Origin of the sequence: Klebsiella sp. K-Nf6 (assembly GCF_002806655.1) — a bacterium.
Lineage (GTDB): Bacteria > Pseudomonadota > Gammaproteobacteria > Enterobacterales > Enterobacteriaceae > Klebsiella > Klebsiella variicola.
On record NZ_PIBN01000005.1, the window covers coordinates 15828 to 42815 of the forward strand.

26 protein-coding genes and 1 riboswitch are annotated in these 26988 nt (G+C 57.0%); of the genes, 11 read left to right on the forward strand and 15 right to left on the reverse strand.

Features of this window, described 5'->3' with window-relative positions; translation table 11 throughout:
- Positions 1–21 precede the first annotated feature (21 nt).
- The 6 genes from CWM61_RS10140 to CWM61_RS10165 all read right to left on the reverse strand — a co-directional run bounded on the left by CWM61_RS10140 (position 22) and on the right by CWM61_RS10165 (position 4456).
- Positions 22–846 (reverse strand): PTS system mannose/fructose/sorbose family transporter subunit IID, encoded by an 825-nt coding sequence (locus tag CWM61_RS10140; protein WP_002884590.1) that lies wholly within the window; start codon positions 844–846, stop codon positions 22–24.
- A gap of 11 nt (positions 847–857) precedes the next feature.
- Complete coding sequence (locus CWM61_RS10145; protein WP_002884608.1) at positions 858–1658, reverse strand: PTS mannose/fructose/sorbose transporter subunit IIC; 801 nt, start codon at positions 1656–1658, stop codon at positions 858–860.
- 65 nt (positions 1659–1723) lie between these two features.
- Positions 1724–2218, reverse strand: coding sequence for a mannose/fructose/sorbose PTS transporter subunit IIB (locus tag CWM61_RS10150; RefSeq protein ID WP_004151751.1), 495 nt, complete (start codon positions 2216–2218; stop codon positions 1724–1726).
- Positions 2218–2625, reverse strand: coding sequence for a mannose/fructose/sorbose PTS transporter subunit IIA (locus CWM61_RS10155; protein ID WP_016530854.1), 408 nt, complete (start codon positions 2623–2625; stop codon positions 2218–2220). The genes CWM61_RS10150 and CWM61_RS10155 overlap by 1 nt, the downstream gene beginning before the upstream one ends.
- Positions 2626–2634: 9 nt before the next feature.
- Positions 2635–3438, reverse strand: coding sequence for an SDR family oxidoreductase (locus CWM61_RS10160; protein WP_025713358.1), 804 nt, complete (start codon positions 3436–3438; stop codon positions 2635–2637).
- Between the two features lie 70 nt (positions 3439–3508).
- A complete protein-coding gene (locus tag CWM61_RS10165) occupies positions 3509–4456 on the reverse strand; it encodes a sugar-binding transcriptional regulator (protein ID WP_002884616.1) in 948 nt (315 codons plus the stop codon).
- Positions 4457–4805: 349 nt separating this feature from the next.
- On the opposite strand from CWM61_RS10165, the gene rluF reads away from it, so the two are divergent.
- On the forward strand, positions 4806–5681 hold the full coding sequence (rluF, locus tag CWM61_RS10170; protein WP_074387367.1) for a 23S rRNA pseudouridine(2604) synthase RluF: 876 nt from the start codon (positions 4806–4808) through the stop codon (positions 5679–5681).
- On the opposite strand, the gene CWM61_RS10175 is transcribed toward rluF, so the two are convergent.
- From CWM61_RS10175 to lysC, 3 genes are all read right to left on the reverse strand, one after another.
- A complete protein-coding gene (locus CWM61_RS10175; RefSeq protein ID WP_012969166.1) occupies positions 5678–5950 on the reverse strand; it encodes a DUF3811 domain-containing protein in 273 nt (90 codons plus the stop codon). The two genes, rluF and CWM61_RS10175, sit on opposite strands and share 4 nt — an antisense overlap.
- A gap of 116 nt (positions 5951–6066) precedes the next feature.
- Positions 6067–6996, reverse strand: a complete 930-nt coding sequence (gene panS / locus CWM61_RS10180) for a ketopantoate/pantoate/pantothenate transporter PanS (RefSeq protein WP_064152738.1) — start codon at positions 6994–6996, stop codon at positions 6067–6069.
- 139 nt (positions 6997–7135) lie between these two features.
- A complete protein-coding gene (lysC, locus tag CWM61_RS10185) occupies positions 7136–8485 on the reverse strand; it encodes a lysine-sensitive aspartokinase 3 (RefSeq protein ID WP_074387365.1) in 1350 nt (449 codons plus the stop codon).
- 179 nt (positions 8486–8664) lie between these two features.
- Positions 8665–8900, reverse strand: a riboswitch (Lysine riboswitch).
- 349 nt (positions 8901–9249) lie between these two features.
- Between lysC and pgi the strand changes: the two genes are divergently transcribed.
- Positions 9250–10899, forward strand: a complete 1650-nt coding sequence (gene pgi, locus CWM61_RS10200; protein ID WP_064142939.1) for a glucose-6-phosphate isomerase — start codon at positions 9250–9252, stop codon at positions 10897–10899.
- 47 nt (positions 10900–10946) lie between these two features.
- Here the strand turns inward: pgi and CWM61_RS10205 are convergent, their stop codons facing one another.
- Together CWM61_RS10205 and CWM61_RS10210 are read right to left on the reverse strand one after the other, a co-directional pair.
- Positions 10947–11402, reverse strand: a complete 456-nt coding sequence (locus CWM61_RS10205; protein ID WP_032701144.1) for an acyltransferase — start codon at positions 11400–11402, stop codon at positions 10947–10949.
- A gap of 8 nt (positions 11403–11410) precedes the next feature.
- A complete protein-coding gene (locus tag CWM61_RS10210) occupies positions 11411–11920 on the reverse strand; it encodes a GNAT family N-acetyltransferase (protein ID WP_100631197.1) in 510 nt (169 codons plus the stop codon).
- 144 nt (positions 11921–12064) lie between these two features.
- On the opposite strand from CWM61_RS10210, the gene psiE reads away from it, so the two are divergent.
- Positions 12065–12475: a phosphate-starvation-inducible protein PsiE gene (gene psiE, locus CWM61_RS10215; protein WP_004206282.1), complete on the forward strand. Its 411-nt coding sequence runs from the start codon at positions 12065–12067 to the stop codon at positions 12473–12475.
- A gap of 193 nt (positions 12476–12668) precedes the next feature.
- Here the strand turns inward: psiE and malG are convergent, their stop codons facing one another.
- The 3 genes from malG to malE all read right to left on the reverse strand — a co-directional run bounded on the left by malG (position 12669) and on the right by malE (position 16426).
- Positions 12669–13559 carry a maltose ABC transporter permease MalG gene (malG, locus tag CWM61_RS10220; RefSeq protein WP_002884725.1) on the reverse strand — a complete coding sequence of 297 codons (891 nt, stop codon included), beginning with the start codon at positions 13557–13559 and terminating at the stop codon, positions 12669–12671.
- 14 nt (positions 13560–13573) lie between these two features.
- The gene (gene malF / locus CWM61_RS10225) at positions 13574–15118 is read right to left on the reverse strand and encodes a maltose ABC transporter permease MalF (protein ID WP_100631198.1); all 1545 of its coding nucleotides are present in this window, start codon (positions 15116–15118) and stop codon (positions 13574–13576) included.
- Positions 15119–15235: 117 nt separating this feature from the next.
- The gene (gene malE, locus CWM61_RS10230; RefSeq protein ID WP_061156128.1) at positions 15236–16426 is read right to left on the reverse strand and encodes a maltose/maltodextrin ABC transporter substrate-binding protein MalE; all 1191 of its coding nucleotides are present in this window, start codon (positions 16424–16426) and stop codon (positions 15236–15238) included.
- Positions 16427–16796: 370 nt separating this feature from the next.
- Between malE and malK the strand changes: the two genes are divergently transcribed.
- From malK to ubiA, 5 genes are all read left to right on the forward strand, one after another.
- A complete protein-coding gene (gene malK / locus CWM61_RS10240) occupies positions 16797–17906 on the forward strand; it encodes a maltose/maltodextrin ABC transporter ATP-binding protein MalK (RefSeq protein ID WP_100631199.1) in 1110 nt (369 codons plus the stop codon).
- 85 nt (positions 17907–17991) lie between these two features.
- Positions 17992–19281: a maltoporin gene (locus tag CWM61_RS10245; protein WP_074387359.1), complete on the forward strand. Its 1290-nt coding sequence runs from the start codon at positions 17992–17994 to the stop codon at positions 19279–19281.
- Between the two features lie 114 nt (positions 19282–19395).
- Positions 19396–20325: a maltose operon protein MalM gene (gene malM, locus CWM61_RS10250; RefSeq protein WP_008807310.1), complete on the forward strand. Its 930-nt coding sequence runs from the start codon at positions 19396–19398 to the stop codon at positions 20323–20325.
- Between the two features lie 187 nt (positions 20326–20512).
- A complete protein-coding gene (gene ubiC, locus CWM61_RS10255) occupies positions 20513–21010 on the forward strand; it encodes a chorismate lyase (RefSeq protein ID WP_008807309.1) in 498 nt (165 codons plus the stop codon).
- 12 nt (positions 21011–21022) lie between these two features.
- Positions 21023–21889, forward strand: coding sequence for a 4-hydroxybenzoate octaprenyltransferase (gene ubiA, locus CWM61_RS10260; RefSeq protein ID WP_023287012.1), 867 nt, complete (start codon positions 21023–21025; stop codon positions 21887–21889).
- A 56-nt stretch (positions 21890–21945) separates the two neighbouring features.
- On the opposite strand, the gene plsB is transcribed toward ubiA, so the two are convergent.
- Positions 21946–24369: a glycerol-3-phosphate 1-O-acyltransferase PlsB gene (gene plsB, locus CWM61_RS10265; RefSeq protein WP_074387358.1), complete on the reverse strand. Its 2424-nt coding sequence runs from the start codon at positions 24367–24369 to the stop codon at positions 21946–21948.
- A gap of 128 nt (positions 24370–24497) precedes the next feature.
- Here plsB and CWM61_RS10270 point away from each other — a divergent pair, with 128 nt between their 5' ends.
- The 3 genes from CWM61_RS10270 to dinF all read left to right on the forward strand — a co-directional run bounded on the left by CWM61_RS10270 (position 24498) and on the right by dinF (position 26983).
- Positions 24498–24866, forward strand: a complete 369-nt coding sequence (locus tag CWM61_RS10270) for a diacylglycerol kinase (RefSeq protein WP_004206290.1) — start codon at positions 24498–24500, stop codon at positions 24864–24866.
- Positions 24867–24988: 122 nt separating this feature from the next.
- Positions 24989–25597, forward strand: coding sequence for a transcriptional repressor LexA (gene lexA / locus CWM61_RS10275; protein ID WP_016160103.1), 609 nt, complete (start codon positions 24989–24991; stop codon positions 25595–25597).
- A 69-nt stretch (positions 25598–25666) separates the two neighbouring features.
- Positions 25667–26983 (forward strand): MATE family efflux transporter DinF, encoded by a 1317-nt coding sequence (gene dinF / locus CWM61_RS10280; protein ID WP_100631200.1) that lies wholly within the window; start codon positions 25667–25669, stop codon positions 26981–26983.
- The last annotated feature ends 5 nt before the right edge of the window (positions 26984–26988 follow it).

Here is a 26988-nt window from a genome sequence, read left to right on the forward strand (position 1 = left end):
GGCATCGCCGGGGCGGAATAATCAGGACAGAAAGCCGAGGGCGTTGCCGATAATGCCTAAGCCGAAAAGGGCGAAAATCAGCCAGACCGGATTCACTTTCTTGTTCAGCAGACGCACCATCAGTAGCGTCAGGCCCAGCGCCAGCAGGCCGGGGCAGAGCTGATCGAGGATGTTCTGGACGGTCATCGTGACGGTGGCGCCGTCTGCACCGGGCGTTTGGGACACCACCAGCGGCACATTGATGGTGGTCCATTTGGTCACCAGCACCCCCATGACAAACAGGCCGAGAATGGAGGCGCCTTCGGTCAGCTTCTGCAACAGGTTACCGCCCATATCGCTGACGATATTGACCCCTTTACGGAAGCCCAGTTGCAGGCCGTACCACTTCATTGCCAGCCGCACTGCATTGAAAATAAAGAAAAATAACAAAGGTCCCAGAATGTTGCCGGAGAGGGCCAGCGAGGCGCCAAGGGCCGCGGTAATCGGCCGCAGCGTGCCCCAGACCAGCGGGTCGCCGACGCCAGCCAGCGGGCCCATCAGACCCACTTTGATGCCGTTGATAGCGCCATCGTCAATGGCCGCGCCGTTAGCCCGGGCCTCCTCCATGGCGGCGGTGACGCCGATCACCGGGCCACACACCGCCGGCGTGGTATTAAAGAACACCAGATGACGCTTCAGCGCCGCGACCTGATCGGCTTTGAGCGGATACAGGCGTTTGATCGCCGGGATCATGTCGTAGCAAAATCCCAGGCCATGAATACGTTCGAAGTTAAAGGAGGCCTGCTGGAGGTTGGAGCGAAGAAACATGCTCACCAGGTCGCCTTGCGTGATTTTTTTCTGTTCCATTTTCGGCTCCGTTAGTCGTCAAGCTGGTCAAGGGCGGGTGCAGAGGGGGCGGTGGAGGCGGCGGGTTCAGCCTTACGCCACTGCGGATTGAGCTGGATGTAGATCAGCGCAATAATGACGCCCACGCCGCCGAAGGCCAGCAGGCTGAAGTCGAGATAACCCCCGGCGAGAAAACCGAGGAAAAAGAAGGGCATCAGGTACTTCACGCCCATCATTCGCAGCACCATCGCGTAGCCCACGACGACAATGAAACCACCGGCAATCTGCAGACCGCGGGTGACGAATTCCGGGATCGCGCTGAGCATACTGCTGACCATGTCCGCACTAACGAACAGTGAGACCACCAGCGCCGGGATTGCCACGCGCAGTGCCTGCACCCCCAGCGCGGAGACATGCAGCAGGTCGATGGTGCGAAAGCGCGCCTCCTCGGCCGCTTTGTCCGCGGCGTGCTGGAACACCACGGTAATGGTACGGGCGAAAACGGTCAGCACCTGCCCGGCGGCGGCCACCGGCAGGGCAATGGCAATGCCGGTGGCAATGCTCTGGTGGCCCACAATCACCAGAATGGCGGAGATAATGCTGGCCAGCGCCGAATCGGGCGACTGCGCTGCCCCCACGTTCATCCAGCCGAGGGCGATCAGCTCCAGCGTACCGCCGAGCATAACCCCGGTTTTTAAATCGCCCAGGATGAGGCCAATCACGGTACAGGCGATAAGGGGCCGATGGGTCTGAAATTCATCCAGCACACTGCCCATTCCGGCAATACAGGAAAAAATAAATATGGCTATTATCTGTAGGGTACTAATTTCCATAATTTATGACCTTTAAGGTGTGAGTCATCCTGCCTGCTACGGCATATCACAACAGGCGCTATTTTTTATTCGCAGAAAGCTGTTTCGTTAATTTTGTCGAGAATATTGACTGACGGATCTGATGCGACCACGCGTAAATCGAGTTTTACTCCCAGTTTATCGAGTTCACGGAATGCCTGAATATCCTGCGGATCCAAAGAAACGGCTTTGGTTAGCTGTTTTTTTCCGGGGCGCCAGGCCATGCCACCAATATTTAACGTGGCGATCTGCACACCCTGGCGCACCATCGTTAAAACATCGTGTGGATTGGTAAATAAATAAAAGACGGTCTCATCCTGATATTGCGGGTTATGATAGACCGCAACCGCTTTTTCCAGACTGACAACGTTTACCTTCATGCCTGGCGGGGCCGCCTGGCGCAACAGGGTCCGGCGAACCTCATCGTTAAATACATCGTCATTGCAGATAATTATCCGCTGGGCGTTGGCGACTTTTGACCACACGGTGGTGACCTGGCCATGAATCAGTCGGTCATCAATACGGGCGAGGGTAATTTGCATCAGAACTCCTCCTCAACGGTTTCTGGCTGCTGCCAGACCACACAGCACTGACTGGCGATGGCCTGCAGATGCTGGCATAAGTCATCGGCGCTCAGGGTATGCTGGTTATCCACCAGCTCGAGCGCCAGCGGCAACGACAGGCCGCTAATCACCCGGATCTGCGGGTGACGCATTGCCAGCCCGGCGGCGGCATTCCATGGGCTTCCGCACTGCAAATCTACCGCAATTACCCACTCCTCATCAGTGTGGGCGCTTACTAACTTTTCCAGGTTAATGGCGATATCCGCCGCGTTTTCACCGGGAACAAACGCGACGGCGCTGACGTTAACCTCGCCGTAGACCATGCGTACCGAATCAAGCATGGCCCCGGCCAGCTGGCCGTGGGCGCAGAAGATAGCGTGAACCATACTTCCTCCTTAACCGCGCGTTTTTCCGCCGGCAATGTTAGTGGTGACTCCGGTGATGTAGCTGGCGCGTGATGACAAGAGATAGCAAACAAAATCAGCGACTTCTGAGAGCTTTCCTGCCCGCCCGATAGGAATGGCGTTTTTGGTATATCCCTCGCGAAGTTGCTCGACGGTGATATTGCGCGTCCAGGCCAGCGCCTCTTCATATTCCGGCGTCCGCAGGCCGGTTTTTTCGAGGATCCCCGGCGCAACGCCGACTACGCGGATCCCATATTTACCCAATTCTTTGGACCAGGAGCGGGTAAAGCTGTTGAGCGCGGCCTTGGTCGCGGCGTAGCAGCTTTGACCTTCAGAGCCTTCCAGGCCGCTCTCCGAAGAGACATTGACAATCACACCGGCGCGCTGTTTGACCATTTGACGCGCCACCGCCTGCGACATGAAAAACACCCCTTTCTGGTTGATATTGACCATTTTTTCAAAAGCGGCTTCGTTTAATTCATAGCGGCCGGCCGGTGCTTTTTCATCGACTAATAAACGCGGGAAATTCACACCAGCGTTATTGACCAAACCATCAATACGCGACCAGCGCTGAATAATGGCATCGATAGTCTGTTGCACCTCTGTCGCGCTGGAAATATCCGTCGGCCAGAAGTGATAATTATCGCCATTGTGATGACGATCGCCGCCATGAATATCAATCATCTGGACATGAGCACCTTGTGATAATAATTCATCGACAATGGCCAGCCCAATTCCCGAGGCGCCGCCGGTCACGATAATGACGTTATCTTTTAAATTTAACCATGTATTCATTATTCACTCCTATTTCTTTAGATAAAGGGATCCCCCGCAGCGCGTGCTGCGTGAAATCATATCCTGTGTGTTATTTAAGTAATAATTCAGCCGTTTCTCTGTTTGTCACCAGACAATTAATATAGCGTCCGTGCAATGCGCCAAGAATGCCAGAGTATTTCTCTTCCCCCATGGCGATGCCGATGGAATAGCGAGCCTGGCGCAGCTTCGCCATTTCGATCGACAGGGTTTTTTCGCTCATATTGGTATCGACTAACCCGCCGTTAATATCGTAGAAACGCGAACAGATATCCCCGGCGACGTGGCGGGCGTTCAGATCGTCGCTCTCTTCGCTGCCGTAGAAGGCGTGCCAGTTTGCGCCGTCGCGAATGGCCGGTGAACCAATACCCACCAGCGCCACATCCAGGCTGTCCCAGTAGGATGAGATGGTTTTAAAGTGCTGGGACTGCATGATGCCGTTGCGGATCAGCGGGTTATCCAGCAGGGCTGGAAAATCGGCAAGGTGGGATTCCGCTTTCAGTCTGGCTGCCGCGCCGTAGGTTAACGTGTTCACATGGTAGCGGCTCTCCAGTTTACCGGAAGGTCCGCCGATGATGGGGACGCAGATCACCTGGCGTGACTGGCTGGCCTGCGGCAGGTTCTCCACCAGCGAACGCACGGCGCGGCCCCATGAAAAACCGATGATATCGCCGGGCTCCAGCAACCGGTCGACAAGCAGGGCGCCATGCTGGCCCATCGCACTCAGCTGTTCTTCTTCCAGCAGCCCATCGCTGCTGGCAACCACCGCCTCTTTCAGACCAAATTTTTGCTTGAGCTGTTGCTCGAGCCACAGGTTCTCGTTGTAGTCATAGTTGATGGCGATGGTGACAATGCCCTGCTCGCGGCCACGCTTCAGCAGGCGGCTGATGGTGGTGCGATAGATCCCCAGCTCACGAGCGATTTGCGCCTGAGTCATATCCTGCTCGTAATAGAGCTGGGCGATTTTGACAATCAGCCGGATATCGTCACTGTTTTCCATGGTCATCTGCAGGCTCCTGCACATTTGTGCAAATCGCGGGTTTGTGCTGTTGATCTGATATAACCCTATTAGAGCCACCGTTTAAAGCGATTTTCTTTTATTTCATCACCCTAATCTGGCGAATAATCTTGCACATTTGCGTTATCAATAGCGGGTTGTTGGCACCTTTGTGCATTGCACGCTAAATCGCTGATTCTGTGATATTTCATCATGCAAAGTTGCCAGGCGTTGAGCGGGACACTTTTGTGAAAAAAGGCGTAGTCGATCACACCTTGCGCCGGAGGGCGCAAAGGCACATCTTTTTTCTCGCCCACAAGGTAGGGTATATTTCGCTTTTACAGGAGAATCTATGCTGCCCGACTCATCAACCCGATTAAATAAATACATCAGCGAAAGCGGCATCTGCTCGCGTCGCGAAGCGGACCGCTTTATTGAACAAGGCAACGTCTTTATCAATGGCAAGCGCGCCACCATTGGCGATCAGGTGAAGCCTGGCGATTTAGTCAAAGTTAACGGACAGTTGATTGAGCCGCGTGAAGCGGATGATCTGGTGCTGATTGCGCTGAATAAGCCGGTCGGCATTGTGAGCACCACGGAAGACGGCGAGCGCGACAACATTGTCGATTTCGTCAACCACAGCAAGCGAATCTTCCCTATCGGCCGTCTGGATAAAGACTCTCAGGGGTTGATCTTCCTCACCAACCATGGCGATCTGGTGAACAAGATCCTGCGCGCCGGCAACGACCATGAAAAAGAGTATCTGGTGACGGTCGATAAGCCGGTGACCGATGAGTTCATTCGCGGCATGGGCGCGGGTGTGCCGATTCTCGGGACCGTGACGAAAAAATGTAAGGTGAAGAAAGAAGCGCCGTTCGTTTTCCGCATCACTCTGGTGCAGGGGCTGAATCGCCAGATCCGTCGTATGTGTGAGCACTTTGGCTATGAAGTGACGAAGCTAGAGCGTACGCGGATTATGAACGTGAGCCTGACGGGGATCCCCTTGGGTGAATGGCGTGATCTAACCGATGACGAGTTGATCGACCTGTTCAAGCTGATTGAAAACTCCTCTTCAGAAGCGAAGCCAAAAGCCAGGCCGAAGGCCAAAGCGGCGACCCCCGGGATCAAGCGCCCGGTGGTGAAGATGGAAAATAGCAACGATAAAGGCCGCCCGGCTGCTAACGGGAAACGTTTCACCCAGCCGGGACGTAAAAAGAAAGGTCGTTAACGCCTGCCGCGGGTCGGCGTATTCGCCGACCAGGAAAAGGTCGCTTCTTTATCCGTTTTATAAGCCTGCTGTTTTTTCACCTGGCGGGCTTTCTTCGCATCCGCTTCACGCTGTGCCATCAGCTTATCGATATATTCCTTTTTCACGCTGTTCGTTTCCGCATTGCTCAGCGGGCGGCCATGCGCAATGCGCGCGCGGTCAAGCAGCGTTTTCAATTCGCGCTGTTCGCGCTCGGTCATCTCTTTTTGTGTAATACGGGGGAGTGCCATGGTGGTGCCCTCAGTCAGACCAGAGCACCCAGTGTACGGCAATGAATATTTTACTGATAGCCTGTATGGCAACTAAAGCAGGCACACGCCCGGGCCTGCGCCCGGACGTATCACGCTCAGCGCTTGTCGGCTTTTTTGGCGATGGGCTTTCCTGACCAGTACCCGGCCAGCAGCGAACCGGACAGGTTATGCCAGACGGAGAACAGCGCGCCTGGCAGCGCCGCCAGCGGGCCGAAGTAAATTTTACCCAGCGCGGCCGCCAGGCCGGAGTTCTGCATCCCCACTTCGATCGCCAGCGTACGGCAGGTGGATTCATCAAAACCAAACAGACGTCCGCCCCAGTACCCGCCAAGCAGGCCAATAGTGTTATGCAGGATCACCGCGATAATCACCACCAGGCCGACGGAGGCGATATGGGCGGCGGAACCCGCCACCACCGCGCTGATGATCGCCAGAATGCACACCATCGAGAAGGCAGGTAAGAACGGCTCTACCGCTTTCACCACCTTCGGCAGCAGATGATGGACAATCAGTCCCAGCGCGATGGGAATGACCACAATCTGCAGAATGCTGAGCAACATCCCCATGATGTCGACCTGAATGTGCGCGTCGACGTACAGACGGGTGAGCAGCGGTGTCGCCACGACGCCGACGAGGGTGGAGACCGAGGAGATGGTTACCGACAGTGCAACATCCCCCTTGGCGAGAAAGATCATCACGTTGGAGGCGGTTCCGCTGGCGACGCTACCGACCAGTACCATCCCGGCGGAGAGCTCGGGTGGCATATGAAACAGCAGCGCCAGCAGCCAGGCGGCGAGCGGCATCACCAGATAATGGAGAAAGATCCCCGCGGCGACCGGCGCCGGGCGCGACAGGACGCGCTTAAAATCTTCCAGCTTCAGATGCACGCCCATACCGAACATGATCAGCATCAGCAGAGTGGTGACCCACGGGCCAATCGGGGTGAAGGTGGTGGGAGTGTAATAGGCCAGAACGGAGAGCAGCAGTGCCCATAACGGGAACAGCCGCGTCAGAGTTGCGAGCATGTTGTGTTCCTTGGGATACGCGAACCGGGCCGCGCCATCCCGATGGGGCGGCGAGCAGGTCAGCTGGTTGTGTTGATGTTGTTATAAAAAAGCCGGGTTCGAGCCCGGCTATAGGTATTGTTTATCGTGCTAAGGAGTTTTATTCAAACAAATTATGATGCAGCTTCTGCACTACCTTCTCCGCATCGGGGCCAGGCACCAGGAAGCAGAGGTTATGGCTGGAGGCGCCATAGCAAATCATGCGGATGTTAAACGGCTCGAGGACGCCAAAGACCTCTTTGCCGACGCCGCAGGCTTTCGACAGCTCATTGCCAATCAGGGCCACCAGCGCCAGGTCTTCCTCCACTTCCACGCGGCACAGCGAGGAGAGTTCAGTCAGCAGCGCCTGGGTCAGCAGGGTATCGCCCGCAGAGGTTGAGCCGGTGGTATCCATGGTCAGGGCCACACTCACTTCGGAGGTGGTGATCAAATCGACGGAGATGTTATGGCGCGCCAGAATGCCGAACACTTCGGCGAGGAAGCCGCGGGAGTGCAGCATATTCAGGCTATGCAGTGTCAGCAGCGTCTGACGGCGACGCAGGGCCAGGGCGCGGAACAGCGGTGGGTTCTCGGTGGTTTTACACACCAGCGTACCGCCCGCTTTAGGCTCTTTACTCGAGCCGACAAACACCGGAATATCGCTGCGCACGGCAGGCAGCAGGGTCGCCGGGTGCAGCACTTTGGCGCCAAAGGTGGCCATTTCCGCCGCCTCTTCAAAGGCGATGACGTCGATGCGTTTCGCCGCCGGCGCCACACGAGGATCGGTAGTATAAATCCCCGGGACATCGGTCCAGATATCGACGCGGGTGGCATTCAGCGCTTCGCCGAGCAGAGCGGCGGTATAATCGCTGCCGCCGCGGCCGAGGGTGGTGGTGCGGCCTTTCGCTTCGCTGCCGATAAAGCCCTGGGTCACCACCAGGCCTTCCGCCAGACGCGGCGCCAGCTGCTGCTGGGTCAGTTCGGCGACAGCGGCGATGTCCGGTTCGGCGCGGCCAAAGCGATCGTTAGTGCGCAGCACTTTACGGGCGTCAAACCACTGCGCCTGAATGCCGCGCTCACGCAGGATTTCCACAAACAGCAGGGTGGACATCAGTTCGCCATGGCTGACCAGTTCGTCGGTCAGGGCGGTCGAGGAGGCGAGCGCGGCGGCTTCCGCGAGCGTCGTGATGTTTTCCAGCAGGCGCTCAATCTCTTCGCGGATCACATTGGGATAGCGCAAACGCTCCAGAATATTGGACTGGATCTGGCGCAGAGCGTCCAACTGGGTAAAACGTTCGGTGGGTTCCAGCCCTCCCGCTAAGGCCACCAGAATGTTGGTCACGCCAGCAGAGGCGGAGAGCACAACAATACGGGTGTTAGCATCGAGCAACGCCACATCGATGCTGCGGTTCATGGCGTCAAAATCGGCAACGCTGGTGCCGCCAAATTTGGCGACGACTAGATCTGTCATAACAACCTCGTGTCAGGGGGCCTGACTTATTAAAACGATTCCTGAACACCGATCGTGGCAGGGGCTGGACGCCGCCGGATCGCAACAAAATGTCTTAATAAGCCAGGCCAAATTATTCAGCCATGGCACAAGGGAAGAGCGATAAACAGGGTGGCGCAGAGTGATAAACAACTACGATGTCACCCAGAAGTGCTCCACCTTGTAGACCCGACTCACCGCTCTGGGCGCTGAGGTGTTCGGGTATGAAACGCCCGACTGCGAACGTTTCTGGTGACAACCCAGGGGATTCAGCCCCTGTGGCCGGTGAGGAGCGTGACCAGACGCTCTTTCACCTCGGCGTTGCTCCCCCTCACGTATTTTCCCCGGACTGGTTCCTCCAATACGGTTACCTGGGCAACGCACCTCTTCTGGCAATTACCGACGTCTTTCACCAGGCCGGGGGATTTGAGACATTATATCCCCCGCGAATACCCTTTCGCTGTAGCGTGAAATGCGCGAGCAATAGATACCTACCAATACGTAAGCACTGCGGATATATAAAGGCTTAACACCAGCTATGTCAACGCTGCGGTTATGCGGATTTTTCATGCCCCTGCGGCTAACAGAAAAAAGCCTTATGATAGCTATACTAATGGGGCTTTTTACTTCGTTTTGACCCGATTCCTGACCGGCGTCAGGGACAAGTCACAAAAATCATCACAATTTTCCGTCACCGGCGCTACAATCGACCGAAGTCACAATCTCAAATCAGAAGAGTATTGCTAATGAAAAACATCAACCCAACGCAGACCTCTGCCTGGCAGGCATTACAGAAACACTTCGACGAAATGAAAGATGTCACTATCAGCGAGCTGTTCGCCAAAGATAGCGACCGTTTTTCTAAGTTTTCCGCGACGTTCGACGATCTGATGCTGGTGGACTTCTCCAAAAACCGCATCACCGAAGAGACGCTGGCTAAACTGCAGGATCTGGCGAAAGAGACCGATCTGGCAGGCGCCATTAAGTCGATGTTCTCCGGCGAAAAGATCAACCGTACCGAAGACCGCGCGGTTCTGCACGTCGCGCTGCGCAACCGCAGCAATACGCCGATTGTGGTTGATGGCAAAGATGTGATGCCGGAAGTGAACGCCGTGCTGGAGAAGATGAAAACCTTCTCCGAAGCGATTATCTCCGGTAGCTGGAAAGGCTATACCGGCAAACCGATCACCGACGTGGTGAATATCGGTATCGGCGGCTCCGACCTCGGTCCATTCATGGTGACCGAAGCGCTGCGTCCGTACAAAAACCACCTCAACATGCACTTTGTCTCCAACGTCGATGGCACCCACATCGCTGAAGTGCTGAAGAACGTCAATCCGGAAACGACCCTGTTCCTGGTGGCGTCCAAGACCTTCACCACTCAGGAAACCATGACCAACGCCCATAGCGCGCGCGACTGGTTCCTGGCGACCGCGGGCGACGACAAGCACGTGGCCAAACACTTCGCCGCGCTCTCTACCAATGGTAAAGCGGTTGGCGAATTTGGTATCGACACCGCCAACATGTTCGAATTCTGGGATTGGGTTGGCGGCCGTTACTCTCTGTGGTCAGCGATTGGCCTGTCCATCATTCTCTCCGTGGGCTTCGACAACTTCGTTGAACTGCTGTCCGGCGCGCATGCGATGGATAAACACTTCTCCACCACCCCGGCGGAGAAAAACCTGCCGGTGCTGCTGGCGCTGATCGGTATCTGGTACAACAACTTCTTCGGAGCAGAAACCGAAGCGATTCTGCCGTACGACCAGTACATGCACCGCTTTGCCGCCTACTTCCAGCAGGGCAACATGGAGTCCAACGGTAAGTATGTTGACCGTAACGGCCACGCGGTAGACTACCAGACTGGCCCGATCATCTGGGGTGAGCCGGGCACTAACGGTCAGCATGCGTTCTACCAGCTGATCCACCAGGGCACCAAAATGGTACCGTGCGATTTCATCGCCCCGGCTATCACTCACAACCCGCTGTCTGACCATCATCCGAAGCTGCTGTCCAACTTCTTCGCCCAGACCGAGGCCCTGGCCTTCGGTAAATCCCGTGAAGTGGTCGAGCAGGAATATCGCGATCAGGGTAAAGATCCGGCAACTCTGGAGCACGTGGTGCCGTTCAAAGTGTTTGAAGGCAACCGCCCGACGAACTCCATCCTGCTGCGTGAAATCACCCCGTTCAGCCTGGGGGCGCTGATTGCCCTGTACGAGCACAAAATCTTCACCCAGGGCGCGATCCTCAACATCTTCACCTTCGACCAGTGGGGCGTTGAACTGGGCAAACAGCTGGCTAACCGCATCCTGCCGGAGCTGAAAGACGGCAGCGAAGTTAGCAGCCACGACAGCTCAACTAACGGCCTGATTAACCGTTATAAAGCCTGGCGCGCATAATCTTGCGCAGCTAAGACGCAATGCCGACCTTTAGGTCGGCATTTTTTTTACAGCCGCCGCAGCAGGCGGGCTGGATTTCCCGCCCACACCCCTTTCTCGGTAATGGACTTCGTCACCACGCTGCCCGCGCCAATCACCACGCCGTCGCAGATGCTGACGGCCAGAATTGTGGCGCCGCTGCCGATCGACACGTCATCGCCAATCTCAATCCGCCCCCAGCTGGCGCGGTCGGCATTCGGTTTGCCGTCGCGAAACAGGTCGTTGGCAAACATCACGCCGTGACCGATAAAGCAGCGCTGGCCAATGGTGACGTACTCGCAGATAAAAGTATGGGACTGAATTTTACTGTTCGCGCCAATGCGGGTATTGCCCTGGATCTCAACGAACGGCCCGACGAAGACGTTATCGCCAAGGACACAGTCGTACAGGTTGGCGGGCTGGTATATCACCACGTTCTCACCGCTGGTGACGTTGCGGATCGCCGTTTCCCGAAGGGTATGCATAGTGCCTCTCAGATCGGTTTGGCCAGAATATGTAAGGTGCTTTGCTGGCTGGCGGAATGAAATGCGACATCTTTCACGTGCTGCATCCCCTGACGTTCGTAAAAACGGCGCGCAGCGGGGTTATCGGCGAGCACTTCCAGCCACAGCCAGCTTTCACTGGCCGCTTTTGCTCTCGCCTCGACGGCGCGAAATATCTGCTCACCGTAGCGGCGGCCCGTTGTGTCAGGCAGCAGATAGAGCTTATGCAACAGCGTACCGGACGGACCTTCAGGACTTATCGCCTGACGACAGGCGTATTTCGCAAAGCCGACAGGGTGGGGGGCTTCAGCAATCAACCAACAGCACTGGGAATCGGTCAGGCTGCGTTGCAGCGAGGCCAGGGAATACTCTTGTTGCAGGTAGCACGCCAGCTCGTCGGCGTTATGCCAGAGGTGAGCAAAGTGATGGCGATAGCTGGCATTGCCCATTTCATTGAGTAAAGCCGCATCCTCTGCGCGTGCGGTACGAATCTTCAGCATGGTTGTTTCCTTTTTAACCCGTCCGTCTGGGCTGTGATTGTTACATCTTCGCCGGTGGTGGCAAAAAGTTAGCGAATAATGTCGATCTGGATCACATTTTTGCGTTATACAGGTCTCAAAGAAGCATAATGATGAGGGGTATTTATGTCGTCGGTTTATCGTCCGCTGGTGAATTTTATCGCCACCGCGATGCAAACGGTTTTGAATCTTGGGCTGCTGTGCCTGGGGATTATTTTGATCGTCTTCCTCGGGAAAGAGACGCTGCATCTGGCCGATGTCCTCTTTACCCCGGAGCCGACCAGTAAGTACCGGCTGGTGGAAGGTCTGGTGGTCTACTTCCTCTACTTCGAGTTTATCGCGCTGATCGTCAAGTATTTTCAGTCGGGGTTCCACTTCCCGCTGCGCTATTTCGTCTATATCGGCATCACCGCGATTGTACGCCTGATTATCATCGACCATGAGTCGCCGATGGCGGTGCTGATTTACTCCGCCGCGATCCTGATCCTGGTGATTACGCTCTGGCTGTGTAACTCCAATCGCCTGAAACGCGAATAAAAAAAAGCGGCCTCCAGGGCCGCTGACCAACAGTCACAAATAGAATTTATGTAGGGTCCAGTTGAGGATAGCAGTGGCATTGGCCTTACTTTTTCAGCTGAGGGCGACGGCGACAATACCCGGTTGGGGTCGTGTATTGCGGCTAGACCGTCGGCCCTCATCTGAAATTTGGGGCCGGTGTTACAAAAAAAACTTAACCTTTCACCCCACCCGCCGTCAGGCCGTTAACCAGCCAGCGCTGCGCCAGCAGGAAGACGACCGTGATCGGGATGGCGGAGAGCACCGCCGCGGCGGCGAAGTCGCCCCACAGATAGTTCTGCGGGTTGAGATACTGTTGCATACCTACCGCCAGGGTATAGCTGTTCACATCACGCAGCAGCAGCGAGGCGACGGGCACTTCGGTGATGGCCGCGATGAACGACAGAATAAACACCACCGCCAGAATCGGCACCGACAGCGGCAGCAGCACGAGGCGGAAAGCCTGCCATGGGGTCGCGCCATCCAGCGCCGCCGCTTCTTCCAGCGAGCCATCGATGGTTTCGAAGTAGCCTTTAATCGTCCAGACGTGCAGCGCGATACCGCCCATATAAGCGAAGATCACGCCGCCGTGGGTGTTGAGGCCGACGAACGGGATGTACTGGCCCAGGCGGTCAAACAATGCATACAGGGCCACCAGCGACAGCACCGCCGGGAACATCTGGAAAATCAGCATCCCTTTCAGCAGCGTCGCTTTCCCCGGGAAGCGCATACGGGCAAAAGCGTAGGCGCAGGTGGTGGAGAGGGCGACGATACCGATCGCGGTAATGCCGGCGACCTTAATCGAATTCCACAGCCACAGCAGTACCGGGAATGGCGGCGGCGTGACGCGGCCATCCGCGTGCTCAACGCTGAAGCCTAATGCCAGGCGCCAGTGTTCCCAGGAGATGGTATCCGGGATCAGGCTGCCGGTGGCGAAGTTGCCTTCGCGCAGCGAGATAGCGATAACCATCAGCAGCGGAAACATAATCGCGGCGATAAAAATCAGCAGTAACAGGTGTGTCGTAAAGAGACGCAGTTTCTGAGATTTGGGTTGGACCATAGCCATTATCGTTATCTCCCTTAATCAAACTTCATGCGTGTGGCTTTCAGATTCACAATCGCTAACGCGCCAACCAGCAGGAAGATAAGCGTTGCGATAGCCGCCGCCAGGCCGAAGTCCTGACCGCCGCCGCCTTCAAAGGCGATGCGATAGGTGTAGCTCACCAGCAGGTCGGTATAACCGGCCGGGGTGGTGGTGCCGAGACGGTCCGGACCACCGTTGGTCAACAGCTGAATCAGCACGAAGTTGTTAAAGTTAAAGGCGAAGCTGGCGATCATCAGCGGTGTCAGCGGTTTGATCAGCAGCGGCAGCGTAATTTTAAAGAAGTTCTGGAACGGACCGGCGCCATCCATCGCCGACGCTTCGTACAGATCGTCCGGAATCGCCTTCAGCAACCCCATGCACAGGATCATCATGTACGGGTAGCCCAGCCAGGTGTTGACGATGATGATCATGGTGCGCGCGGTGGTCGGGTCGCTAAACCAGGCCGGCTTAATGCCGAACAGCGCGCTGAGCATCATATTGATTTCACCAAAGCTCTGGTTGAACAGCCCTTTGAAAATCAGAATCGAAATAAACGACGGTACGGCATACGGCAGAATCAACAGGACGCGGTAAATTGCTTTGCCTTTCAGTGCTTCCCACTGCACCAGACAAGCCAGCACCATTCCCACGGCCACGGTCAAAATCACCGTCAGCACCGAGAACACCACGGTCCAGACGAAAATAGCGAAGAACGGTTTCTGGATCCCTTCGTCCTGGAAGACGCGGGTGAAGTTATCCCAGCCGATCGTCACGGTGTAGCCCGGGCTCAGCTTTTCAGTGCCCCAGCTGCCGTCGGCGTTAATCGCCTGGTAGAAGCCTACGTCATTGTTCGGGCGGTATTTGACGTGGGTCTGATTGTTGGTCAGCACCCCATCTTCGCTAAGCGTATACAGCGGTTGAGTGCCGGAGAACTGACGCAGCGAGCTCATGATCACTTTGCTGTCATCCGGCAGCACGGCGGTCAGTTGGTTCAGCGCGGTGCGGTTCTGGGTAATGACGCGCAGGCTGACGCGCTCGCCTTCCGGCAGGGCGTCGGTTTCTTTTAACGCCAGCTTCTGCTCACCGCCGAATTTAAAAGCGTCGGAAAGGTAGTTTTTACCGCTCTCGCCGTCGGTCAGGGCCAGTTTCCACTCGTCCCCCGCCGGGATCAGCGTGAAGTTATAGGCTTTGCCAGCCTGGAAAGAGCGATCCATCAGCACCTGCTGCGCACGTTCAAAGGTCAGCTGGTTGGTGCTGCTGTAGTTCGTGAAGGCGATGGCAATGGTACAGACCAGCGGAAACAGGACGAACAGGCCCATGCCGGCGAGGCCGGGATAGACATAGCGCCAGGCATAAGCCTTGCGATTAGCGAAAATATACAGGCCAACTGAGCTTAAAATCAGCGTCATGATGGCGAACAGGTACTCCCCCTGGGCGTACATCAAAACAACAAGGTAACCCACCAGCAGGCACAGTAAGCCAATCACAGACCATGTGAGTTGCGGACTTTGCCACCAGTGTTTCTTTTTAACGGCATCCATGGGGATCATCCTCTACAGCGGTGAAAACTTATTTGTCAGGTGGCGCTTCGCTTACCTAACCTACGGTCCGAGCCGCAGTGGTAGGGCGGGTAAGCGCAAGCGCTACCCGCCGTTTTCTTACTTAGTGATACGACTCTGTGCATCCTTCAGTGCAGCATCGACAGTCTGGCGACCGCTGGCGGCGTTGATAACCGCGGTACGAACGGCATACCAGAAGGCAGACATCTGCGGGATGTTAGGCATGATTTCGCCATTCTGGGCGTTCGCCATGGTGGCGGCGATGCGCGGATCTTTTTCCAGTTTCTCCTGGAAGGATTTCAGCGCGACAGCACCCAGCGGTTTGTCGTTGTTAACCGATTCCAGACCCTGATCGGTCATCAGGTAGTTTTCGAGGAACTCTTTCGCCAGCTCTTTGTTCGGGCTGGCGGCGTTGATACCCGCGCTCAGTACGCCAACGAACGGTTTCGATGGTTTGCCTTTAAAGGTCGGCAGCAGGGTGACGCCGTAGTTAACCTTGCTCTTATCAATGTTAGACCACGCCCACGGACCGTTGATGGTCATGGCGGTTTCGCCTTTGTTGAAGGCGGCTTCCGCGATGGAGTAATCCGTGTCGGCATTCATGTGCTTGTTCTTGATCAGGTCAACCAGGAAGGTGAGACCCGCTTTCGCGCCTGCGCTGTCTACGCCGACGTTTTTCACGTCATATTTGCCGTTTTCAAACTTGAAGGCGTACCCGCCGTCGGCAGCGATCAGCGGCCAGGTGAAGTACGGTTCCTGCAGGTTGAACATCAGCGCGCTCTTACCTTTCGCTTTCAGTGCTTTATCCAGCGCCGGGATCTCTTCCCAGGTTTTCGGCGGGTTCGGTACCAGGTCCTTGTTATAAATCAGGGACAGGGCTTCAACCGCCACCGGATAGGCGATCAGTTTGCCGTTAAAGCGCACGGCATCCCAGGTGAATGGGTAGAGTTTGTCCTGGAACGCTTTGTCCGGGGTGATTTCAGCCAGCAGGCCGGACTGTGCGTAGCCGCCGAAACGGTCATGCGCCCAGAAGATGATGTCCGGGCCGTCGCCAGTCGCCGCAACCTGCGGGAACTTCTCTTCCAGCTTGTCCGGATGTTCTACGGAAACTTTAATGCCGGTGTCTTTTTCAAACTTTTTACCCACTTCAGCGAGGCCGTTATAGCCTTTGTCGCCATTAATCCAGATAACCAGCTTACCTTCTTCAATTTTCGCGAGGGCAGAGGCGGAAAACATCATCGTGGTCAGTGCTGACAGCGCGAGGATGCGAGCGCCAGTTTTGATTTTCATATACCCGTCCTATTTGGTGATGTACTCGTGGATACACTTCGGTGGCTTAACGATGATGAGTTTCCTTTTTTAACAACCCCTTTCCATCCTCCCCTGGTCTACGCCCCACCCGCTGGTTGTGTGATCTCCATTGCAAAAACGGCCGTATTGCGTCCTGGAGCACAGAAAAAAGTGCCCAATTTTGTCGTCCCCATCACGAAATCACGCTTCGTCCGCCATCCCCCGCGGCGAGAGGCAATCTCTCATCCTCCCATCTCCTCCCCCATAAAAAAGCCGGGGGGTGGAGGATTTGCCAGCTTAAGGAATGCCGCATAGTCGACCCATCTTGAATGTGTCTTTAAGTGACAGGTTGTAACGAAGGGAGAAGGGCATGGCGAGCGTACAGCTACGAAATGTAACGAAAGCCTGGGGCGACGTGGTGGTATCTAAAGATATCAATCTCGATATCCAGGATGGGGAGTTCGTCGTGTTTGTTGGACCGTCGGGCTGCGGCAAATCCACTCTGCTGCGTATGATTGCCGGACTGGAAACAGTCACCAGCGGCGATCTGTTCATTGGCGATACCCGGATGAACGACGTGCCGCCCGCTGAGCGCGGCATCGGCATGGTATTCCAGTCATATGCGCTTTATCCCCATCTTTCCGTTGCCGAAAATATGTCTTTCGGCCTGAAACTGGCCGGCGCGAAAAAAGAGGTCATTAACCAGCGAGTGACTCAGGTGGCTGAGGTCTTACAGCTGGCGCATCTTCTGGAGCGTAAACCGAAAGCGCTTTCCGGTGGTCAGCGCCAGCGTGTAGCGATCGGCCGTACGCTGGTGGCAGAGCCAAGCGTCTTCCTGCTGGATGAACCGCTCTCTAACCTGGATGCCGCCCTGCGTGTCCAGATGCGTATCGAGATCTCCCGTCTGCATAAGCGGCTGGCCCGCACCATGATTTATGTTACCCACGATCAGGTGGAAGCGATGACCCTCGCGGACAAGATTGTGGTTCTGGACGCCGGCCGTGTGGCACAGGTCGGGAAACCGCTGGAGCTCTATCACTATCCGGCTGACCGCTTCGTTGCCGGCTTTATCGGTTCACCGAAGATGAACTTCCTGCCGGTGAAAGTCACCGCGACGGCTATCGATCAGGTGCAAGTAGAACTGCCGAACCGCCAGCAAATCTGGCTGCCGGTAGACAGCGCCAACGTTCAGGTTGGCGCCAACATGTCATTAGGTATCCGCCCCGAGCATTTACTGCCCAGCGATATCGCCGATGTGACCCTCGAAGGTGAGGTTCAGGTCGTCGAACAGCTCGGTCACGAGACGCAAATTCATATCCAGATCCCCGCCATCCGTCAGAACCTGGTTTACCGCCAGAATGACGTGGTGTTGGTAGAAGAGGGAGCCACATTCGCCATCGGTTTGCCGCCAGAACGTTGCCACTTATTCCGTGAGGATGGCACCGCTTGTCGTCGGCTGCATAAAGAGCCGGGCGTGTAAGGCTTCCCATTAAAAAAAAGCGCGAACCCGGCTGGCGGTACACCGGCGAAGCGTTCAAAGAAAAGCAATGATCTCAGGAGATAGAATGATGATTACTCTGCGCAAACTTCCTCTGGCGGTCGCCGTCGCAGCAGGCGTTATGTCTGCTCAGGCGCTGGCTGTCGATTTCCATGGTTACGCGCGTTCCGGCATTGGCTGGACCGGCAGCGGCGGCCAGCAAGAGTGTTTCAAAGCGACAGGCGCACAAAGTAAGTACCGTCTTGGTAACGAATGTGAAACCTATGCGGAACTGAAGCTGGGCCAGGAACTGTGGAAAGAAGGGGATAAGAGTTTTTATTTCGATACTAACGTTGCCTATTCCGTGAATCAGGAAGATGACTGGGAAAGCACCTCTCCGGCGTTCCGTGAAGCCAACATCCAGGGTAAAAACCTGATCGACTGGCTGCCGGGCTCCACGCTGTGGGCAGGTAAACGCTTCTATCAGCGTCATGACGTTCACATGATCGACTTCTACTACTGGGATATCTCCGGCCCGGGTGCAGGTCTGGAAAACGTTGACCTTGGCTTCGGCAAGCTCTCTCTGGCCGCTACCCGCAACTCAGAAAGCGGCGGCTCTTACACTTTCTCCAGCGATGACACCAAAAAATACGCAGCGAAAACCGCAAACGACGTCTTTGACGTCCGTCTGGCGGGCCTGGAAACTAACCCGGGCGGCGTGCTGGAGTTAGGTGTCGATTACGGTCGTGCGAACCCGCAGGATGATTATCGTCTGGAAGACGGCGCGTCGAAAGACGGCTGGTTGTGGACTGGTGAACATACCCAGTCTATCTGGGGCGGCTTCAACAAGTTCGTAGTTCAGTACGCGACTGACGCGATGACCTCCTGGAACAGCGGCCACTCTCAAGGGACCAGCATCGATAACAACGGCAGCATGATCCGCGTTCTGGATCACGGTGCGATGGACTTCAACGATGATTGGGGCCTGATGTACGTGGCGATGTACCAGGACGTGGACCTGGACAGCAAAAACGGTTCTACCTGGTACACCGTGGGTGTCCGTCCGATGTACAAATGGACGCCGATCATGAGCACCCAGCTGGAAATCGGTTACGACAACGTGAAATCCCAGCGTACCAGCGAAAACAACAACCAGTACAAAATTACTCTGGCTCAACAGTGGCAGGCAGGCAACAGCGTCTGGTCTCGTCCGGCTATCCGTATCTTCGCAACCTACGCGAAGTGGGATGAAAACTGGGGTTACAGCAACGCCTCTGGTCTGCAGACCAAAGACAGCAGCGGAAGCGGCATGTACACCTCCAGCCGCGGTGACGACAGCGAAGTTACCTTCGGTGCCCAGATGGAAGTGTGGTGGTAATACCGCCTGTAAGACGGTTGTAACCTGGGAGGGGCATCGGCCCCTCCTGACTATTCAAGGTTAGCGCGCTATTGCCTGGCTACCGCTAAACCGATGCTATCCAAGGTGAGAAGAATGAAAATGAAGAAAACTCTCGTCGCTCTGTGTTTATCCGCAGGGATGTTGGCATGCGTGCCGGGGATGAGCCTTGCCGATGTTAACTTTGTACCGCAGAACACCAGCGCCGCGCCGTCTATTCCAGCCAGCGCGCTGCAACAGCTGATCTGGACGCCTGCCGATCAATCAAAGACGCAGAGCGTTGATTTAACCACCGGCGGTCAACGCCTGGATGTCCCGGGGATCGTCGGACCGGTCGCCGCCTGGAGCGTACCGGCCAATATCGGCGAGCTGACCCTGACGCTCGACAGCGAACTGAACAAACATAAGCAGATTTTTGCGCCGAACGTGCTGATTCTGGATCAGAATATGACGCCAGCGGCGTTCTTCCCCAGCAACTACTTTACCTATCAGCAGCCGGGCGTGATGACCGCCGATCGCCTGGGCGGCGTGATGCGCCTGACTCCGGCGTTGGGCCAGCAGAAGCTCTATGTGCTGGTATTTACCACTGAAAAAGATCTTCAGCAGACCACGACCCTGCTGGATCCGGCGAAAGCCTATGCCAAAGGCGCCGGAAATGCGGCCCCGGATATCCCGGATCCGATCGCTAAACATACCACCGATGGCGTGCTGAAGCTGAAAGTGAAAACCAATAGCACCTCCAGCGTGCTGGTGGGCCCGCTGTTCGGCTCTTCCGGCCCGGGACCGGTGACCGTCGGCAATACCGCCGCGCCGGTAGCCGCGCCAGCCGCCGCAGCCGCTGCGGCGCCGGCAGCCAAAAGCGAACCGATGCTCAGCGATACCGAAACCTACTTCAACAACGGTATTAAGCAGGCGGTGAAACAAGGTGACATCGACAAAGCCCTGAAATTGATGAACGAAGCTGAGCGCCTCGGCTCGAAATCCGCTCGTTCCACCTTTATCAGCAGTGTAAAAGGCAAGGGGTAATCGTCTCCCCACAATGCTGATGTTTAGGCACAGCCTTTAGGTGCATCCTCCGGGATGCACCTTTTTTTGCACGCGCGGCAGCCTGTTGCATGGCTGTTGCGTGAATGATCGTATATTGACGTTTGCCCGCCACCAACCGCCTATTCTGCGATACAATGCTCTCACGTTATGTACCGGAGAATCAGGCATGTCCCATCCTGCGCTTACGCGACTGCGTGCGCTGCGCTATTTTGCCGTTATGCCATCCCTGGCGCCGCCCCTGAGTGACTGGCTGCTGCTGGAGGACTCAATGACCCAGCGCTTTGAGCAACAAGGAAAGCAGGTCACCGTGACCCTGATTAACGAAGGGTATATTGAGCGTGAGGCGCTGACTGACGAAGCGGCGCTGCTACCTGACGAGCCGCGCTACTGGCTGCGGGAGATTATACTCAACGCCGATGGCGAGCCCTGGCTGGCCGGGCGCACGGTGGTGCCGGAGTCGACGCTGTGTGGTCCGGAGCTGGCGCTACAGCAGCTCGGGCAGATCCCGCTGGGCCGATACCTGTTCACGTCGTCGACATTAACCCGCGATTTTATTGAAATTGGTCGCGATGCAGCGCTGTGGGGGCGTCGTTCCCGTCTGCGGCTGAGCGGCAAACCCTTGCTGCTGACCGAGCTGTTTTTGCCTGCGTCGCCGTTGTACTAAGAGGAAGAAAAAATGGAGTGGAGTCTGTCGCAGAATAAGCTGTTGGCGTTTCATCGCCTGATGCGCACTGACAAACCGATCGGCGCCTTGCTGCTGCTGTGGCCGACGTTGTGGGCGCTGTGGGTAGCCTCGCCGGGCGTACCACCGCTGTGGATCCTGGCGGTATTCGTCGCCGGCGTCTGGCTGATGCGCGCCGCCGGCTGCGTGGTGAATGACTATGCCGATCGAAAATTTGATGGTCACGTTAAGCGTACCGCCCGTCGTCCGCTACCGAGCGGCGATGTCACCGAGAAAGAGGCGCGAACGCTGTTTATCGTTCTGGTGCTGCTCTCCTTCCTGCTGGTGCTCACCCTCAACACCATGACCATTCTGCTGTCGGTCGCGGCGCTGGCCCTGGCATGGGTCTATCCGTTTATGAAGCGCTACACTCATCTGCCGCAGGTGGTGCTGGGGGCGGCCTTTGGCTGGTCAATCCCGATGGCCTTCTCGGCCGTCAGTGAATCGCTGCCGCTGAGCTGCTGGCTGATGTTCCTCGCCAACATTCTGTGGGCCGTAGCCTACGATACGCAGTATGCGATGGTGGATCGTGATGACGACGTTAAGATCGGCATCAAGTCGACGGCGATCCTGTTCGGCGAAAACGATCGTCTGATTATCGGTATTCTGCAGGTGGCCGTACTGGTGCTGATGGGCGCGGTGGGCTGGCTGAATGGGCTGGGCTGGGAATACTACTGGTCGTTATTTGTCGCGGCGGGTCTGTTTGGCTGGCAGCAGAAGCTTATCTTCAATCGCGACCGCGATAACTGCTTCAAAGCGTTTATGAACAATAACTACGTCGGGCTGGTGCTGTTCCTGGGCCTGGCGATGAGCTACCTGTAACCCCTGTCCGCTTCCCCCCGGCATACCGGGGGGAAGTGAGGGCAGAAAACACCGCGTTACGCGTCGTCCTGCGTGACGCTTTCAATCGTCAGCCGCACATCCGACGTAATCAATTCCGCCAGCATCCGATAAACCTTCAGCGTCTCTTCCGGCTCGGCATCGCCGGTATCGCTAATGTAGCCTTCGTCGCGCAGGGTCAGCACCAGGGTACTGAACACCGCTTTGTCGAAGAACTCCGGCGCGTTAATGCCATGCAGCACCGACAGACGCTGGGCCACGGTACGACTCTCTTTTTCCAGCGAACTGCGGTTGATCGACGGGTTGGCGCTCAGCAGCCAGAAGGTAATGGCATAGCGCTGCAGCGTCTCGCGCGCGCCAGCGGCCAGCAGTTGCAGGGAGCGAGAGTGCGACGGATTGAGGCTCATCACATCGCCATCAACGACGATCAGCTCCTGACGCAGCATCTCGGCAATCAACGCATCCACCACCCCGGCCAGCTCTGCTTTCTCCCAGCGCAGGAACAGCTCGGCCTTGAGGAACGGATACAGCGTTTCGACATGGCGCAGCACTTCGGTGCGGCTGAGTTGACGATGCTGAGTCACCAGGGCGGCTAACAGCGACGGAATCACCAGCATATGGGCGATGTTGTTGCGATAGTAGGTCATCAGCACCGCCTGCTCGCGCGGCAGGATGATGATATCGCCGATGGTGTCCTTCTCTACTTCGAACTTGTTCATCTGCAGCGCGTGGTCGATAAGCTCGCTGGCCGAAGCGGAGGGGGCGGTCGCATCTGGCGAATAGGGCACATTGCGCAGCAGCGCGAGGTAGCACTCCAGCTGTTGGGTCAGCTGCTCACGGGTGAGCGAACGCTGGCGCGAGGCCAGCAGCGCCGTGCAGCACAGGTTCATGGCGTTGGCCGCGCCGGCGTTGTTGATGCGCACCATCAGGTCTGCGGCGATGTTATTCACCGTTGGCGTCAGCCAGGAAGGGCGGATGGCTTCGATTGGGTCGATGGCTTCCCGCCACTCTGGCACATGGTGGTTAAGGTAGGTCATCAGCGGCAATGGTTCGCCGAAGTTGACATAGCCCTGGCCAAGGTTGCGCAGCTTACTCAAGCCGCGCACCATCTGCGGCAGGCTCTCTTTCTCTTTGGTGGCGCCGCGCAGCTCTTTGGCGTAGGTTCCTACTTCCATCACGTGCTCATAGCCGATGTAGATAGGCACCAGAGTGATAGGCCGGGTACCGCCACGCAGCATCGCCTGGATGGTCATCGACAGCGTACCGGTCTTCGGATCGAGCAGACGGCCGGTACGGGAGCGGCCGCCTTCGACGAAATACTCGACGGAATAGCCGCGGCTGAACAGTTCGCCAAGATATTCGCGGAACACCGTGGAATAGAGCTTGTTGCCCTTAAAGGTGCGGCGAATAAAGAACGCGCCCAGGCGGCGGAAGATTGGCCCGGCTGGCCAGAAGTTGAGGTTGATGCCCGCCGCGATATGCGGTGGCACCAGGCCCTGATGATACAGAACGTAGGAGAGCAGCAGATAGTCCATGTGGCTGCGGTGGCAGGGGACATAGACAATCTCATGGCCGTCGTGAGCCAGCTGACGCACGCGCTCGGCGTTATGCACGTTGATCCCCTGGTACAGGCGGTTCCAGGTGAAGCCGAGAATGCGGTCGGTCAGGCGGATCATCTCGTACGAGAAGTTCGCGGCAATCTCTTCCATCAGCGCGATAGCGTTCTGCTGAGCCTTCTCGTGAGAAATTTTCTTGCTGCGCGCTTCGTCTTCCACCGCGCGGGCAATCGCTTTCGAGGCCAGCAGTTTATTAAACAGATCCTGACGGGCCGGCAGACGCGGGCCGACGGCGGCCAGGCGCTGGCGGGCAAAGTGCATCCGGGCGACGCGAGCCAGCTTCTGCGCGATGATCTTATCGGTGCCGTGTTCATCCGCCATGCGGCGCAGCGACACGGAAGGCGAAAAGCGCACAAAGCTGTCGCGGCCGAGCCAGGAGACGGCGAAAAATTTCTGGATACCGTTAAGCATCCGCAGCGGTGGATTGACTTCCCCTTTCTCACGGCCCGGCGAGCGGCCGAACATCACCGAGACCGGCACCATTTGCACATCGAGATCCGGATGGTTGCGGTGCAGATCGAGGTAGTCGTGGAACAGCTTGATGGACTCTTCTTTTGGCGTGTAATAGGTAAATACGCGCGGCCCACCGTGGATGAATACGTAACGCGGCAGCAGCGCGCCGTCGATCTCCAGCGGTTCAAGCGGATCGGGTAAATCATGCGCCAGGCATTGGGCGCGCAGCGTCAGCAGGTCCGCCTTGGAGTTATAGGGCAGGACGTACATGACCGGACGCGAGGTATCGAGTCCTAATTCCTGAGCAGGCTCTGCCGGAATAGACTTGCTTTTTACCAGCACCCGTAATGGTAAATTCAGTAATTTATAGTAAATTCGTTGCCAGCCGGACATAAACGATGTGAAGCCTCTGGTTAATCATGCAAATGCGCGGCAAGAATAACAGAAAGTGGGCAAAATTTCCGTTACCACGCGGCAAACGCGTACACTCATCGACGTCATTTACGTAAAAAGGTTTTGTGATGGCCAATAATACCACCGGGTTAACCCGAATCATTAAGGCGGCAGGTTACTCCTGGAAAGGATTTCGCGCGGCGTGGATCAACGAGGCCGCGTTTCGTCAGGAAGGCGTCGCCGCCATCGTGGCCGTCGCGATAGCCTGCTGGCTGGACGTCGACGCCATCACCCGCGTATTGCTGATCGGGTCGGTCCTGCTAGTGATGATAGTCGAAATTCTCAACAGCGCGATTGAGGCGGTCGTGGACCGTATAGGCTCGGATTATCATGAGCTTTCAGGGCGCGCCAAAGACATGGGGTCGGCAGCGGTCCTGCTGGCGATTATCATCGCGCTGATCACCTGGGGAACGCTGCTGTGGAGCCATTATCACTAACGTTCTTCGCTAAGCCTCGCAAAATATAAACAATCTACCGATTTTTGTGTGCCATGTGGTTCCAAAATCACCGTTAGCTGTATATACTCACAGCATAACTGTATATACACCCAGGGGGCGGAATGAAAGCGTTAACGACCAGGCAGCAAGAGGTGTTTGATCTCATTCGGGATCATATCAGCCAGACGGGCATGCCGCCGACGCGTGCGGAAATTGCTCAGCGCTTGGGGTTCCGTTCCCCAAACGCGGCGGAAGAACACCTGAAAGCGCTGGCGCGTAAAGGCGCGATCGAGATCGTCTCCGGCGCATCTCGCGGTATCCGCCTGCTGACGGAAGAAGAACACGGCCTGCCGCTGATCGGCCGCGTCGCCGCTGGCGAGCCGCTGCTGGCGCAGCAGCACATTGAGGGCCACTATCAGGTCGACCCGTCGATGTTTAAACCCAACGCGGATTTCCTGCTGCGCGTCAGCGGCATGTCGATGAAAGACATCGGTATCCTTGATGGCGATCTGCTGGCGGTACACAAAACCCAGGACGTGCGTAACGGCCAGGTGGTCGTGGCGCGCATTGACGACGAAGTGACGGTGAAGCGCCTGAAAAAGCAGGGCAACGTCGTCGAGCTGTTGCCGGAAAACAGCGAGTTTTCCCCTATCGTTGTCGATCTGCGCCAGCAGAGTTTTACCATTGAGGGTCTGGCCGTTGGCGTGATCCGTAACGGAGAATGGCTGTAGCGCCTGCCCCTGCGCAGCGTCATCGGATGCATGACGCTGCGACGTTTTTCCTCAATCAGGTCCCCCATCATGCTGCTCAACGCTGCCGATAAAGCGCTGTGGCGCCTTGCTATCCCGATGATCTTCTCCAACATCACCGTCCCGCTGCTGGGGCTGGTAGATACGGCGGTGATCGGCCACCTTGACAGCCCGGTATACCTCGGCGGCGTCGCGGTCGGGGCGACGGCCACCAGTTTTCTTTTCATGTTGCTGCTGTTTTTGCGCATGAGCACCACCGGGCTCACCGCTCAGGCCTGGGGTGCCAAAGATCCGCTGCGTCTTGCGCGCGCGCTGGTGCAGCCGCTGGCCCTGGCGCTGGGCGCCGGGGTTCTCATCATCCTGTTTCGCCTGCCGCTGATTAATCTCGCTCTGCATATTGTCGGCGGCAGTGAGGCGGTGCTTGAGCAGGCACGGCGGTTCCTTGAAATTCGCTGGCTCAGCGCTCCCGCTTCGCTGGCCAACCTGGTGCTGCTCGGCTGGTTGCTGGGGGTTCAGTACGCCCGGGCGCCGGTGATTCTGCTGGTGGTCGGCAATCTGCTCAATATTGTGCTCGACCTGTGGCTGGTGATGGGCCTGCGGATGAACGTCCAGGGGGCGGCGCTGGCCACGGTTACCGCGGAGTACGCAACCTTGATTATCGGCCTGATGATGGCGAAGCGGGTGCTGACGCTGCGCGGCGTGTCGCTGAGCATGTTGAAAAACGCCTGGCGCGGGGATCTGCGCCGTCTGCTGGCGTTGAATCGGGACATCATGCTGCGTTCCCTGCTGCTGCAGCTGTGCTTTGGCGCGCTGACCGTGTACGGCGCGCGTCTGGGCAGCGACATTGTGGCGGTCAATGCGGTACTGATGACTATGCTGACCTTTACCGCCTACGCGCTGGATGGCTTTGCCTATGCCGTGGAGGCCCACTCCGGCCAGGCCTACGGCGCGCGCGACGGCAGCCAGCTTCTTGAAATCTGGCGGGCGGCCTGCCGCCAGTCTGGCATGGTGGCGCTGGCATTTGCCCTGATTTACAGCCTGGCGGGGGAGTACATCATCGCGTTGTTAACCTCGCTACCTTCCCTGCAGCAGCTGGCCGATCGCTATCTGATCTGGCAGACCATCCTGCCGGTGGTGGGCGTCTGGTGCTACCTGCTGGACGGCATGTTCATCGGCGCGACGCGCGGCGCGGAGATGCGTAACAGCATGGCGGTCGCCGCGGCGGGGTTTGCCGTGACGCTGCTTTCGGTCCCGGTGCTCGGCAACCACGGACTGTGGCTGGCGCTGGCGGTGTTCCTCGCCCTGCGCGGCCTGTCGCTGGCGCTGATCTGGCGTCGCCACTGGCGACACGGCACCTGGTTTAGCTAGTCATT